Origin of the sequence: Frankia casuarinae, assembly GCF_000013345.1 — a bacterium.
GTDB classification, from domain to species: Bacteria; Actinomycetota; Actinomycetes; order Frankiales; family Frankiaceae; genus Frankia; species Frankia casuarinae.
Map to the genome: position 1 here is coordinate 764012 of NC_007777.1, position 13144 is coordinate 777155.

Consider the following 13144-nt stretch of genomic DNA (forward strand, 5'->3'; position numbering starts at 1 on the left):
ATGATCTATCGTGGGTAGGCCCGTCTCGTTGATCGTGCGGCATGACGGGCCTTCGTGGTCGGCCTGGTCCCCGCAGTGCCCGGGGCTGGCGATGGCCCAGCCGTCCGCCGCGGAGCTGCGGGCCGCGTTGCCCGACGTCCTCGCGTGGTACTTCGGTGAGGCCACCGAGATCGACGCGCAGATCCACGTCGAGCGGAGGCTGTGCGGTGGCGTCGCCGTCCGGATCGCCCAGGATGCGCAACTGTGGGAACGTCAGCTGGTCGCCGACCGGCTGGGCGAGGCCTTGGCCGCCGGGGACCAGGCGGCGCGGCTGCGTGCGGCCCCGGGCAACGCGGCCGGCGAGGTGATCTATGTCTGCGCGCTGCAGTCGGACCGCGTCTCCTGGCTGACGGGCCAGCTGGAGGATGAGAACGACGCGGTCGTGGCCACCCTCCCGGTGGCCGAGACGATGCTGTGGACCATGCGGTTCGGAGCGGCCCGCAGCGGGGCCGGGGAATCGGTCCAGCCGCCCGCCTACCGTCCCGACACGACGTTCAGCGAGGTGATGCGGACCTTCGCCGGGCCGCTCCAGCACCTGCGGGCGTGAGCCGCGGGACGTCGAAGGCCATGGTCGTCGGATCGTGGTTCTTCGTCGGCCGGCCCCTCCGGGCCGGGTTGTCCGATCGACCTCGCAGCGCGACTATCCGTGCCGTGGTCGCGATTCCCGCTGGGTGTGCCCTTCTCCATGACCTCCTCGTTCGTCATCGAAGAACAGCCACATCGCCAGCGTGAAGTACACCATCACCCGTGCGGGCAGTTTCCGGGACCGTTTCTCAACCCGGCCCGTCTCCACCAGAACATCGTCCACAAGATCATGGTGAACGAGGCCAGTCAGCACTCCGAGCGAAATATGATCCGTCAACCTTCCTGCCGGCCTGCCGCACCCATTCTTACTCGTCACCACGGAATTCTACCGCGACCGATATGACCGCTCCACGACGACAACCGCACCAACAAGATCAATCCACTGAAGTGGATCTTGTCGGTGCGGTTCTTAATTCACTGGCATTGCGCCTTGGATCGACTCCCACCTGAAAAGCACAGCCTGACTCTTCGGCTTTTGCTGGCGGAAGTGCAGGGTTCGACAAAAACCGTCTAGTCTTGCTGCTGCGTACGTAGGAGCAAACACGGGTCAAATGGCCCATCAATCTCTTCCTGGATTGGATCTTGAATGGGAGGCTACTACGGGGACCGGGGTAGTGAGGCGGGGTGAGCGCCGATCCCGTGCGCAGGCACCGTACGGGATGCGTGGCTCAGGGGCGCTTGGGTGCCAAGCAACCGTGTACACAACCCGACTTGCAACGGCCAGATGGCCCACGTCCAGACGCCGACTGCGATCAAGAACCAGGACGCACGCTTTGAGAGGGTCACCCCTCCAGCTTGCACCCGGGATCCCGTCGGGCTCAGGTGAGCAACATCCTAAGCTCCTCCGCCTCGATGCCCGCCTGGCGCAGAACAGAGGCGAGAGTGCCCGTCGCCAGCTCCCGGTGGAGCGGCACGATCACAACCCGAGCGCTCTCCTTGTGCCGCAGCTTGCAGTGCGAGCCACGAGTAGCGACCTCCTCGAAGCCGGCACGCCCCAGAGCCTTCACCACCTTCGCCCCGGAGATCCGAGGCAGCGCGGGTGTCACGCCGACAGGCGGATGTCCAGCGGAGCGACGATGGGACCGTCCGCGGCGGTCACGGGGAACGGCTGGTCCTCGAAGTACAGCTCCAGCGCCTCGCGAAGATTCGCCAGCGACTCCTCGACGCTGGCTCCCTGGCTGGTCACCTCGACCTCCAAAGCCCGCGCCACATACCAGTCACCCTCGTGCGTGACGACAGCCGTCAGCCGCGCCGCTCGCTCCATGGAGATCAGCCTAGCCGTCCCTGCCACACCTGGCGAAGCGCTCACCGCCACCTCCTCGACATGATCAACAAGCCCCCTGTCGACCATACGAGCAGAAGCCATCTCCAACGGCCCGAGTACACACGAGAGGCACGAGGCCACCCCCGACTCGCTGGAATACCTAGGTCATAAATGAATGCTCTACAAATTCGGCCATAGGTTGCCGGGTAGTGTACACGGCGTAGGTCGTGATCAACGCTGGCAGCGAGGGGTGGCACAGTGGGCACTCTAGGCGCCGGATTTGTCCGGGTTTCTACAGGTAGCCAGGACGAGACGTCACAGGTCAAGATCCTTACCGAGGAAGCCTCTCAACGCGGAATCACGATCGTCAAGTGGTTCACGCTTCACGGGTACTCGGCCAGCCACGGAGCGCAGGAACCTGCCCTGCGAGAAGCAATCGCCGATATCCAGCGTCGGGATTACACGACTTTGATGGTTACCGAGTCGTCGCGGCTTGACCGCCGTGACGACTCGGATGCGCAAGCGGAGATCCTGCTCAGCATTCGGTCCGCGGGTGGCGACATCGTCTCAGTTGCCGAACCTCAGTTCGGCAAGACTGACTTCGCCGGTCGTATCGTCACTCTCGTTGCTCAGCACGCGAATGCGGAGAAGTCCAAGACGGTCAAGGCAACCACCTACCGTGGCGTTTCCATGATTATCGCGAACGGCGCGCACCATGGTCCGCTTCCGTCGTTCTGGGCGACTAGAGGAGAACGCTACGCAAAGCAAGCGTACTGCGCAGACCCGGAATCCGTTAGAGATATTTACGGGCGGGTCGCCAACGGCGATTCCCTGCTCTCCATTGGCCGGGCATACGATCTGCATTCGACATCGATCAGGACGCTTATTCAATTCGCCGCAAATCACACCGGCGTCGAGGAATGCAGGTACCAGGGTGACCCGCAAAGTCTGTTTGTGCAGGTAGACGGTGTGAGACGGGGTGCGGGGGGCTGGGGGCTGGGGCCGGTGGTGGTGTGAGGATCCGGGCCCGGCTGCTGTTTCGTCGCTGTGAGTAGCGCGTGTGAGGGTGGGTTCCGGCGCCGGCGGAAACGCCACCGATGACGTTCTGTGACAGCCGGTGGGGTGGGTGGGGCGGTGGGGCCGTGGGGTCCGGGGGAACAACGGCGGGCCACCACGGTGAGGGTGGCTGCGGTGAGGCAACGGGGTCCCGGTAGGACGGGGATTGCCTAGATCACCAGCCGTAGGGAGCCCCGTTGCCGGTCCAGTCTCGCATGCCCGTCACTCCCACCGATCTCGGACAGGCCGGGTCGGGGCAGCTGGTCCGGATGCGGCGGTCGCTGCGGGTCCTGGGGGCGCACGGCGGTGAGGTGCAGGGGCTCGCCGACGTACTCGCCGGGGTGCCTGACCCGCGGGACCCGCGAGGGATACGTCACCGGCTCCCGGTGATCCTGGGACTGTCCGCCGCAGCGGTCGCCGCGGGGGAGAAGTCGGTGGAGGAGATCGCGGCCTGGGCTGCGCACGCCCCGACGCAGGTCCTGACCGCTCTCGGGGCGCGGGTCCATCCGGTGACCGGGCAGCCGCAGGCACCGTCGGTGGACACGATGATCCGGGTCCTGTCCGCGGTGGACAGCTCGGCGCTGGCGAGGGCGGTCGGGATGTTCGCCGCGGCCCGCGCCCGCCAGGCCCGTGGTGGTGGGCGGCGGGTGGTCGCGGTCGACGGGAAGACCCTGCGTGGCGCGGCTGGGCCTGAGGGGCGGGCACCGCACCTGCTCGCGGTCGCCGAACACGGCACGGGTGTGGTGCTCGCCGAGCATGAGGTCGGCGCGAAGACGAACGAGGTCACCGCGTTCGCACCGCTGCTCCGCGAACTGCATTCCCATGATCCGCTGGATGGGGTGGTGGTGACCGCTGATGCGTTGCACACGACCCGCGCCCACGCCGACCTGATCGTCACCGAGCTGGGAGCGCACTTCGTGTTCACGGTGAAGGCGAACACCCCGGCGTTGTCGGTCGACTGCCACCAGGCGACCGACTGGACGAAGATCCCGATCGGGCACAGCGCCGAGGGCAGGGCCCATGGACGGTTCGAACGACGCACCATCCAGCTGGCCCAGGCCAGCGAGGCGATCCGTGCCCGCTATCCCCATGCCCGCACCGTGGCGCGGATCCGCCGTCATGTCCGGCGGACCGTGACCACCGGCACGGGCCGGGCCCGGGTCACCCGGACGATCCCGAGCACTGTCACGGTCCACGTCCTGACGAGCCTCACCCTCGACGCGGTCACACCCGCTGATCTCGCGGGCTACGCCCGAGGGCATTGGACGATCGAGAACAAGGTCCACTGGGTGCGCGATGTGACGTTCCGTGAGGATGCCTCGCGGGTTCGGACCGGCCCACTGCCCCGCATCATGACCACACTCCGTAACCTGATCATCGGGCTGATTCGCCTCGCTGGCCATAACCGCATCGCCCCGACCATCCGCAGAATCCGACACGACAACGCCCTGCTCCTGGCCATCCTCACTCTCGACAACCCCGCTGACCTGCATCAATGACTTTGCGGGTCACCCTGTCGGCTCCCACCCGAAAAGCACAGCCTGACTCTTCGGCTTTTGCTGACGGAAGTGCAGGGCTCGGTAAATACCGTCTAGTCTTACCGTTTCGCACGTAGGAGCAAACGCAGATTTTCTTCTACCGTTCGCGAGTCGAGGGCTTTCGTGTGTCTACGACAATGGAATGCGATATTTTCTCGATTTCGGCACTTCACGTGATCTGTTCAGGATTGACGCCAATCAATCTCTTCCTGGATTGGATCTTGAATGGGAAGCTACTGCGGGGGTCGGGGTAGCGAGACGAGATAAGCGCCGATCCCGTGCGCAGGCCCCGTACGGGACGTGTGACTCAGGGGCGCTTGGGCGCCAAGCGACCGTGTACACAACCCGACTTGCAACGGCCAAATTTGTAGAGCCTTCACTCATGACCTAGGTACTCCAGCCCGCCGTATCGCAGTCAGTGACGGATGGGGTGGTTTTGGCGACGGCCTGTGCTCGGACCGAGGCGAGTCAAGGGCATGTCGTGCGATGGGTCGGCGGGGTGGCGCTGGGACGGGCTCTGCAAGCGGACTTGGAGCCGCGTGGGAAGATTTCAAGTTCTTGCCCGTAGACTTGGATTGTGGATCGGGATCGGTTCGAGCGCAGCCCTACTGGACATCTCGTCAAGATCACTGGAACTGACGGGCGGTCGGGCGTCGCGTACGAACATGTGGCCTTCCAGCCGGACCCGCTGGCGGGCGCCGAGCCGGCGCTGGCGGGAGGGACGTGGCGGAACGTGGCCCGCGCGGGGCGCGCTCTCGGTCGTCTCGATCAGGCTGGTCGACAGATTCCTGAGCCCGCCTTGCTACTGCAACCCACGCTTCGGACGGAGGCGCAGAGCACGTCCGCGTTGGAGGGGACCTTCGCTCCCCTGGAGGACGTGCTTGCGGCTGAGGTCACAGAGCCGACCTCGCAGAGCGAGGAGGTTCGGGAGGTCCTCAACTATGTCCGGGCGGCGGAGGCGGCCTTCGCGTGGATAGGCGATGGTCGCCCACTCACCGTAGCCGCGCTTTGTCAGGTGCATCGAGATCTCGTGCGTGGAACTCCTGCGGACACCCGTGATGCGGGGAGGATCCGCTCGATTCAGGTTGCGATCGGAAGCCGCGGTGGTGCGATCGACACCGCTCGCTTCGTCCCGTCGCCGCCCGGACTGGAACTGGACGCGGCTGTACGTGATCTGCTGGACTGGATCACCGTGGATTCGAAGTCCATTGACCCGGTCGTGGCTGCGGCGATGGCGCACTATCAGTTCGAGACTCTTCATCCATTCAACGATGGAAACGGCAGAATCGGGCGGCTTCTCGTGGTCCTCGATCTTTGTTGGAAGGGGATACTCTCGGAGCCGTTGCTGGCTGTGTCGCCCTGGTTCGAGGTGCGTCGGGAAGAGTACCAGGACCATTTGAGGGAAGTTAGCGCAACGGGAGACTGGGACGGCTGGATCTCGTTCTTCTCCGAAGGTCTGGTCGAGTCCTGTGAGCGGACTATTCGGACAGTCGACGACCTCCTCGGTCTCCAGGCCGAATACGTGCGACGACTCAAGGTGGCGGGTCTGACCGGTGGGTTGGTCCGCGATATCATCGACGGGCTGATCGGGAGTCCGTTTGTCACGGTGCGTTCGGTCAGTGAAGATACCGGGAGGACTTTGCAGGCGGCGAGCAACGCCGTCGCCAGGCTTGTGGAGCTGGAAATTCTGCGGGAACGTACCGGGCGAAGCTATGGTCGTGTCTTTGAGGCGGTGGAGGTCACCTCAGTGCTACGGGCCCAATCGGGCCGCTGAGGGTTCGCCGGTACCGGCGTCGACTACGAGGGCTATGACGCCACCTCGTTGGAGAGGATCTCCTCCATGCGTTCGGAGATGTCCTGCCGGCCGCTGTGGCCTGCGCCCCGGGCGCCGAGCACGCGCCGTCCGTTGGTCGTCTCGCCCCGTTCGAGGAGTTCGGCGAGACCGGCCGGCACGATGGCGGCCAGCCGCTGGCCCTTGTCCGTCAGGTAGACGACCTGACCAGATGCGGCAGCCTCTCGGACGACCTCGGCAAGTTGGTCATCGGGTGGGAGCGGCATCTCCGTCATGGCGACATCGTAACTTCGGTTCACCCGCCCTACCCTCCGTCGATCATCTTGCCCCGGGGTGGGCCCATGTGGTCCCCTCGCCCAAGAACGGTTCGGCAGCTGGTCGTCGAAAATCTGGCTGCCATCTCACCCTATGGTCGATCAACGTGGCTGAAATCGCGCGCCCACGGAGAGGCCACGGCGCCTGTGAGTGCGAGGCTGGTGAGGTGACTCTGTCGAAGCGTGCGTCCTGGTTCTTGATCGCGGTCGGCGTCTGGACGTGGGCCATCTGGCCAAATTTCCTGCGGAACGTGTGGAAGGATGATCGTTCCTGGGACGACGGCCCGACTGGCTTCTTCACGGTCCACCTGGTCCTGACTGTCGCTTCCCTCGCCATCGGCTCCGTCGTTGGCTGGCTCGGCATCCGCGGCGCACGGGCCGTCCGCCATGGCGATACCGGTGATGATGCCTCATCCAGGCGGCTGATCAATTCGGGTCGTTGACATGCCGAAAGCGGCGGTAGTCTTCGAAACCGCTCCGTTTCATGATCGGCTCTACGTCGTGTGATTCTCCTGGCGTTGGGAAACAGGGGCTGACCTGCGCGGCTGCTTCGCGTTGATCGTCGTGTGTGGTCGCACCGAGTCCCAATTGAGTGATTGAGCGCGTGGGCCCACTCCGGGGGCGCGGAGCGGCGTGTCCCGGAAAATCCGGGACACGCCCGACCAGTCCGGCGCCAGGGGTTCCCGCGCGACGCGGTGTCAGCCGACCTGCTCGGTGGGCCGCATGAGCAGTTCGTTGATCGCGACCCGCCGCGGCCGGGTGACGATGTAGGCAACGGCGTCCGCGATGTCCTCGGACTGCATCGGCTCGATGTCGGCGATGCGGCGCATGACGATATTCCGGATCTCCTCGCGGATATGGGACCTCAGCTCGGTCTCGACGGAGCCCGGTTCGACCACCGAGACGCGCACGTGCCGGGCGGTGACCTCTTGGCGCAGCGACTCGGTGAACGCGTTCACCCCGAACTTGGTGAGGTTGTAGATGCCGGCGCCCATGGTGGCGTGCCGTCCCGCCACCGAGCTGATGTTCACCAGGTCCGCGACCTGGCGGGGGCCGCCGTCCGCGGCAGTGAGCAGATGCGGCAGCGCCGCATGGGTGACGTACAGCAGGCCCTGCAGGTTCAGGGCCACCATCCGGTCCCACTCCTCGGTCGGCGCGTCGAGGATCGGCCCGGGCAGCATGATACCGGCGTTGTTGACGACGGTATCGAGCCGGCCGAGCTCCGCCACGGTGCGCTTCACCGCGTCGGCGGCCTGGGCCTGGTCGGTGATGTCCAGCGGGAGGGGGAGGGCGGTGCCGCCGGCGCCGGTGATGTCGGCGGCGAGGCGCTCGAGCCGGTCGCCGCGCCGCGCGACCAGCGCCATCGCGGCGCCGTGCCGGGCCAGCTCGCGGGCGGTCGCCTCACCGATGCCGCTGCTCGCACCGGTCACCAGGGCAACGGTGCCGTCCAGCCGTTCGCTCATGTGTACGCGCTCCTGAGTCGTGGGCGAGTCGCCGGGTCAGTCAGCGTGGTCAGGCGCCCTACCTGGAGCGGCTGGAAGAGGGTGCCGCGGCCGGCCGCACGAACCGGTGGAACCCGGCGACAGGCACTGTCCGGTCATGCCGGGCGAAGCCTACCGTGATCGGGTATCTGCCGAGCCGTCACGGTGACTCCGTCCCGCTGTGACCTGGGACGATCCGATCTTGTCGGTGGCATCGGGTAGACACCTCTCATGGCAGCAGACGAGACGACCTCCGCGCTTCCGGGGGCTTCCGGCCCGGCGTCGCCGGTCGCGCATGCCCCGGATCGGGCGGAGGCCTGGCCGGGCCCGATGTTCCCGGCGGGCCTGGCGGACCCGGCGGAACCGGGGCCCGGTGGGCTGCGGGAGCGCGCGGAGGAGCTGCTGCGGGCGCTTGCCGGGCCGGCCGCGGCGCTGCGCGAGGACCAGTGGCAGGCCATCGACGCGCTCGTGACCCACCGGCGCCGGGTGCTGCTCGTCCAGCGCACCGGTTGGGGCAAGTCGGCGGTGTACTTCCTCGCCACGGCACTGCTCCGCGGCGCAGCGGGACGCGCTGCTCCGACGGTGATCGTCTCCCCGTTGCTCGCGCTCATCCGCAACCAGGCGGCGGCCGCGGCGAGGCTGGGCATCCGCGCCGGCGAGATTCACTCCGGCAACGTGACCGAGTGGGACGAGGTCTACGCGGCGTTGCGGTCGGGCGAGCTCGACGTGCTGCTCGTCGGGCCGGAGCGGCTGAACAATCCGACCTTCCGGGACGACTACCTGCCCGAGCTCGCCGCCACCACCGGGTTGCTCGTCATCGACGAGGCGCACTGCATCTCCGACTGGGGGCACGACTTCCGGCCCGACTACCGGCGGCTGCGCACTCTCGTCGCCGGGCTGCGTCCGCGGGTCCCGGTGCTGGCCACGACGGCCACCGCCAACACCCGCGTGGTCGAGGACGTCAGTGAGCAGCTCGGAACCTCCGCTCCCGCCGGCCCGGCGTCCGCCGGGACGTTGGTGCTACGCGGGAGTCTCGATCGGGAGAGCCTGCGGCTCGCGGTCGTGTCGCTGCCGCAGGCCGAGCACCGGTTCGGCTGGCTCGCCGACCATCTCGGCGAGCTGCCCGGATCGGGGATCGTCTACACGCTGACGAAGGCGGCGGCGGAGGAGCTGACCATCTTTCTGCGCGGTCAGGGTCATGCCGTCGCCACCTATCACGGTGGCATCGAGGCGGCCGAGCGCATCGTCGCCGAGGAGGATCTGCTCGCGAACCGGGTCAAGGCGCTGATCGCCACCAGCGCGCTCGGAATGGGCTTCGACAAGCCGGACCTCGGCTTCGTCGTCCACATCGGAGCTCCGTCGTCGCCGATCTCCTACTACCAGCAGATCGGCCGGGCCGGCCGGGCGCTCGACACGGCCGAGGTCGTGCTCCTCCCGGCGGCTGAGGACCGGGACATCTGGCGCTACTTCGCGGACACCTCTTTTCCGCCGGAGCACGTCGTCCGCCGGGTGCTCGGAGTGCTCGCGGGCGCCGACCGGCCGCTGTCGACCCAGGCGTTGCTCGCGTCCGTCGACCTCGGCCCCAGCCGACTCGACCAGATGCTGAAGGTTCTCGACACCGACGGGACGGTCCGGCGAGTCAGGGGCGGCTGGGTGAGTACCGGTGAGCCCTGGTTGTACGACGAGGAGCGTTACCGGCGTGTCGCCGCGGCGCGCTCTCGGGAGCAGCAGGCGATGCTCGACTACATCGTGACGACCGGCTGCCGGATGGAGTTCCTGCGCCGGCAGCTCGACGATCCCCACGCGGCGGCCTGCGGGCGGTGTGACCGGTGCACCGGTCGGTCGTGGTCGTCCGCGGTCTCGGAGTCCTCGCGGACGCGGGCCCGGGATGAGCTGCGCCGGGCGGGCGTCCCGGTCGAACCGCGGCGGATGTGGCCGACTGGGATGGGCCGGCTCGGGGTCGACCTGGCCGGGCGTATCCCGGCGTCGGCCGCTGCCGAGCCCGGGCGGGCGCTCGCCCGACTCAGCGATGTGGGCTGGGGCAACCGGCTGCGCCCGATGTTCACGTCTGCCACCCTCGCTGTGCCCGGCGCCGCTGTGCCCGGCGCCGCTGTGCCCGGCGCCGCTGTGCCCGGCGCCGCTGTGCCCGGCGCCGCTGTGCCCGGCGCCCTCGACGGCCCGCTTCCCGGCGATCTCGTCGAGGCGGTGGTCGCAACGCTCGCCGGTTGGGGATGGCAGCGGCGGCCGGTGGCCGTCGTGTCGATCGCGTCCCGCAGCCGGCCCCGGCTCATCGCGAGCCTCGCCGAGCGCATTTCCACCATCGGACGCCTGCCGCTGCTGGGGCAGCTCGACCGGGTCGCCGGCGGGCCGCACACCGGGCAGGTGCACAACAGCGCGCACCGGCTCGCCGGCCTGTGGGATGCGTTCACGGTCTCCCCGGCCCTTGCCGCCGCCCTGGGCGAGCTCGGCGGCCCGGTGCTGCTCGTCGATGATCGGATCGTCACCGGCTGGACGATGACGGTCGCCGCTCGCCTGCTCCGGCAGGCCGGAGCGCCGTCGGTGCTGCCGTTCGCGCTCGCGGTGGACACCGCATGACCGGCCGGGAGGAAGGCTCAGACGCGGCGGAACAACAGCGCCCGCTTGACTTCCTGGATGGCCTTGGTCACCTGGATGCCGCGTGGACAGGCGTCGGTGCAGTTGAAGGTGGTCCGGCAACGCCAGACCCCCTCGCGTTCGTTGAGGATCTCCAGGCGCTCGTCGGTACCGGAGTCACGGCTGTCGAAGATGAACCGGTGGGCCGCGACGATCGCCTGCGGGCCGAAGTAGTCGCCGTCGGTCCAGAACACCGGGCACGCGGTGGTGCACGCCGCGCACATGATGCACTTGGTCGTGTCGTCGAAGCGGGCCCGGTCCTCGGTGGACTGCAGCCGCTCGCGGGTCGGCTCGTGGTCGTCCGTGATCAGGTAGGGCTTCACTGCCCGGAACGCGTCGAAGAACGGTTCCATGTCGACGATGAGGTCCTTCTCTACCGGCAGACCTTTGATCGGTTCGATGGTGATCTCCGAGCCGAGGTCCTTCACCAGCACCTTGCAGGCGAGGCGGTTGGCGCCGTTGACCCGCATCGCATCCGAGCCGCACACCCCGTGCGCGCAGGACCGGCGGAAGGCGAGCGTCCCGTCGAGGTTCCACTTGACCCACATGATTGCGTCGAGCAGCCGGTCGCTCGGATCGAACGGCACCTGGTAGCTCTCCCAGTGCGCCTCGTCGACCGTCTCCGGGTCGTAGCGACGGATCTTGAGGGTGACTGTCATCAGTACTTGCGCTCCATCGGCTGGTAGCGGGTCATGACAACCGGCTTGTAGTCCAGGCGGATCTCCGCCTCCGGCGAGGCGGCCACCAGCGGCCCCGACCGGTAGGCCATCGTGTGGCGCATGAAGTTGACGTCGTCCCGGTTCGGGTAGTCCTCACGGGAGTGGCCGCCGCGGGACTCGTTGCGGGCCATCGCCCCGATGACCAGGACCTCGGCGAGGTCCAGCAGGAAGCCGAGCTCCACCGCTTCGAGCAGTTCGGTGTTGTAGCGACGCCCCCGGTCGGACACGCCCACCCGCTGGTAACGCGTCTTGAGGCCGGAGATGTCGCTCAGCGCCTGCTTGAGCGTCGCCTCCGTCCGGTACACCGAGGCGTTGACGTCCATCGACTCCTGCAGTTCGCGCCGGATCGCGGCCGCGTTCTCGGTTCCGGCGCCCGCGCGCAGGCGCCCGAGCAGGTCCTCGACGAACGACGCCGGGTTCTCCGGGAGGTCGACGTGCTGTGCGTTCGCGTTCGCATACTCGGCGGCGGCGATGCCAGCCCGCCGGCCGAATACGTTGATGTCGAGCAGCGAGTTGGTGCCCAGCCGGTTCGCGCCATGCACGGACACGCACGCCACCTCGCCGGCCGCGTACAGACCGGGCACGACCGTGTCGTTGTCCGCGAGCACCTGCGCGTCCACGTTGGTCGGGATGCCGCCCATCGCGTAGTGCGCCGTCGGCTGGATCGGGATCGGGTCGTTGTACGGTTCGATGCCGAGATAGGTCCGAGCGAACTCGGTGATGTCGGGCAGCTTTGCGTCGAGGTGCTCCGGCGGCAGGTGGGTGAGGTCAAGGTAGACGTGGTCGGCGTCCGGGCCGCAGCCGCGGCCGGCACGGATCTCGGTGTAGATGGCGCGAGCCACCATGTCGCGTGGCGCAAGGTCCTTGATGGTCGGGGCGTAGCGCTCCATGAAGCGTTCGCCGTCCTTGTTGCGTAGGATTCCGCCCTCGCCGCGGGCACCCTCGGTGAGGAGAATCCCCATCTTCCAGATGCCGGTCGGATGAAACTGGAAGAACTCCATGTCCTCCAGCGGGATGCCCCGCCGGAACGCCAGACCCATTCCGTCACCGGTCAGTGTGTGCGCGTTGGAGGTGACCTTGAAGACCTTGCCGAAACCGCCGGTGGCGAACACCACCGACTTGGCCTGGAAGATGTGGATCTCTCCGGTCTTCAGCTCGTAGGCGACCACCCCGGCCGCCGCGCCCTTCTGTAGTAGCAGGTCGAGGACGTAGAACTCGTTGAAGAACTCGATGTCGTGCTTGACGCACTGCTGGTACAGCGTCTGCAGGATCATGTGCCCGGTGCGGTCCGCCGCGTAGCAGGAGCGGCGCACCGGGGCCTTGCCGTGGTCGCGGGTATGGCCGCCGAACCGGCGCTGGTCGATGCGACCCTCGGGCGTCCGGTTGAACGGCAGCCCCATCTTCTCCAGGTCGAGGACAGCGTCGATGGCCTCCTTCGCCATGATTTCCGCGGCGTCCTGGTCGACCAGGTAGTCACCGCCCTTGATCGTGTCGAAGGTGTGCCACTCCCAGTTGTCCTCCTCGACGTTGGCCAGGGCGGCACACATGCCGCCCTGCGCCGCGCCGGTGTGCGAGCGGGTGGGATAGAGCTTGGTGAGCACGGCGGTCCGGCAGCGGGTGCCCGCCTCGATGGCGGCACGCATGCCGGCTCCACCCGCACCGACGATGACTGCGTCGTACCTGTGGACCTGCACGCCTACCTCC

The 13144-nt window shown here is 67.5% G+C and carries 12 protein-coding genes and 1 pseudogene; 6 read left to right on the forward strand and 7 right to left on the reverse strand.

Going from position 1 to position 13144, the window contains the following annotated elements; all coding sequences use genetic code 11:
• Nucleotides 1-10: 10 nt before the first annotated feature.
• Nucleotides 11-586, forward strand: coding sequence for a hypothetical protein (locus tag FRANCCI3_RS03355; protein WP_023839759.1), 576 nt, complete (start codon nucleotides 11-13; stop codon nucleotides 584-586).
• Nucleotides 587-736: 150 nt separating this feature from the next.
• Here FRANCCI3_RS03355 and FRANCCI3_RS03360 read toward each other — a convergent pair.
• The 3 genes and pseudogenes from FRANCCI3_RS03360 to FRANCCI3_RS03370 form a co-directional block, all read right to left on the reverse strand.
• Nucleotides 737-943 (reverse strand): annotated as a pseudogene (locus tag FRANCCI3_RS03360) (transposase domain-containing protein); the annotation flags it as partial.
• 499 nt (nucleotides 944-1442) lie between these two features.
• Complete coding sequence (locus tag FRANCCI3_RS03365; protein WP_011435122.1) at nucleotides 1443-1670, reverse strand: type II toxin-antitoxin system HicA family toxin; 228 nt, start codon at nucleotides 1668-1670, stop codon at nucleotides 1443-1445.
• Nucleotides 1667-1888: a type II toxin-antitoxin system HicB family antitoxin gene (locus tag FRANCCI3_RS03370; RefSeq protein WP_023839758.1), complete on the reverse strand. Its 222-nt coding sequence runs from the start codon at nucleotides 1886-1888 to the stop codon at nucleotides 1667-1669. Before FRANCCI3_RS03370 ends, FRANCCI3_RS03365 begins: the two co-directional genes overlap by 4 nt.
• 258 nt (nucleotides 1889-2146) lie before the next feature.
• Here FRANCCI3_RS03370 and FRANCCI3_RS03375 point away from each other — a divergent pair, with 258 nt between their 5' ends.
• The 3 genes from FRANCCI3_RS03375 to FRANCCI3_RS03385 all read left to right on the forward strand — a co-directional run bounded on the left by FRANCCI3_RS03375 (nucleotide 2147) and on the right by FRANCCI3_RS03385 (nucleotide 6256).
• Complete coding sequence (locus tag FRANCCI3_RS03375; RefSeq protein ID WP_011435124.1) at nucleotides 2147-2905, forward strand: recombinase family protein; 759 nt, start codon at nucleotides 2147-2149, stop codon at nucleotides 2903-2905.
• 254 nt (nucleotides 2906-3159) lie between these two features.
• A complete protein-coding gene (locus FRANCCI3_RS03380; protein WP_049760812.1) occupies nucleotides 3160-4443 on the forward strand; it encodes an ISAs1 family transposase in 1284 nt (427 codons plus the stop codon).
• A gap of 706 nt (nucleotides 4444-5149) precedes the next feature.
• On the forward strand, nucleotides 5150-6256 hold the full coding sequence (locus FRANCCI3_RS03385; RefSeq protein ID WP_235608624.1) for a Fic family protein: 1107 nt from the start codon (nucleotides 5150-5152) through the stop codon (nucleotides 6254-6256).
• A 32-nt stretch (nucleotides 6257-6288) separates the two neighbouring features.
• Here FRANCCI3_RS03385 and FRANCCI3_RS03390 read toward each other — a convergent pair whose 3' ends face one another.
• Nucleotides 6289-6549, reverse strand: a complete 261-nt coding sequence (locus FRANCCI3_RS03390) for a hypothetical protein (protein ID WP_035730898.1) — start codon at nucleotides 6547-6549, stop codon at nucleotides 6289-6291.
• Between the two features lie 206 nt (nucleotides 6550-6755).
• Between FRANCCI3_RS03390 and FRANCCI3_RS03395 the strand changes: the two genes are divergently transcribed.
• Nucleotides 6756-7031: an SCO4848 family membrane protein gene (locus FRANCCI3_RS03395; RefSeq protein ID WP_011435128.1), complete on the forward strand. Its 276-nt coding sequence runs from the start codon at nucleotides 6756-6758 to the stop codon at nucleotides 7029-7031.
• Between the two features lie 255 nt (nucleotides 7032-7286).
• Here the strand turns inward: FRANCCI3_RS03395 and FRANCCI3_RS03400 are convergent, their stop codons facing one another.
• Nucleotides 7287-8051, reverse strand: a complete 765-nt coding sequence (locus FRANCCI3_RS03400; protein ID WP_011435129.1) for an SDR family NAD(P)-dependent oxidoreductase — start codon at nucleotides 8049-8051, stop codon at nucleotides 7287-7289.
• Between the two features lie 348 nt (nucleotides 8052-8399).
• On the opposite strand from FRANCCI3_RS03400, the gene FRANCCI3_RS03405 reads away from it, so the two are divergent.
• Nucleotides 8400-10664, forward strand: coding sequence for a RecQ family ATP-dependent DNA helicase (locus FRANCCI3_RS03405; protein ID WP_011435130.1), 2265 nt, complete (start codon nucleotides 8400-8402; stop codon nucleotides 10662-10664).
• A gap of 17 nt (nucleotides 10665-10681) precedes the next feature.
• On the opposite strand, the gene FRANCCI3_RS03410 is transcribed toward FRANCCI3_RS03405, so the two are convergent.
• Both FRANCCI3_RS03410 and sdhA read right to left on the reverse strand, forming a co-directional pair.
• On the reverse strand, nucleotides 10682-11380 hold the full coding sequence (locus FRANCCI3_RS03410) for a succinate dehydrogenase iron-sulfur subunit (RefSeq protein WP_011435131.1): 699 nt from the start codon (nucleotides 11378-11380) through the stop codon (nucleotides 10682-10684).
• Complete coding sequence (sdhA, locus tag FRANCCI3_RS03415) at nucleotides 11380-13134, reverse strand: succinate dehydrogenase flavoprotein subunit (protein WP_011435132.1); 1755 nt, start codon at nucleotides 13132-13134, stop codon at nucleotides 11380-11382. The genes FRANCCI3_RS03410 and sdhA overlap by 1 nt, the downstream gene beginning before the upstream one ends.
• Between the last annotated feature and the right edge of the window lie 10 nt (nucleotides 13135-13144).

Coding starts and splice junctions, on each gene's coding strand:
- FRANCCI3_RS03405 (WP_011435130.1), top strand. CDS start 8,400: ATGTTCCCGGCGGGCCTGGCGGACCCGGCGGAACCGGGGCCCGGTGGG.
- FRANCCI3_RS03400 (WP_011435129.1), bottom strand. CDS start 8,051: ATGAGCGAACGGCTGGACGGCACCGTTGCCCTGGTGACCGGTGCGAGC.
- FRANCCI3_RS03380 (WP_049760812.1), top strand. CDS start 3,160: ATGCCCGTCACTCCCACCGATCTCGGACAGGCCGGGTCGGGGCAGCTG.
- FRANCCI3_RS03410 (WP_011435131.1), bottom strand. CDS start 11,380: ATGACAGTCACCCTCAAGATCCGTCGCTACGACCCGGAGACGGTCGAC.
- FRANCCI3_RS03390 (WP_035730898.1), bottom strand. CDS start 6,549: ATGACGGAGATGCCGCTCCCACCCGATGACCAACTTGCCGAGGTCGTC.
- FRANCCI3_RS03370 (WP_023839758.1), bottom strand. CDS start 1,888: ATGGAGCGAGCGGCGCGGCTGACGGCTGTCGTCACGCACGAGGGTGAC.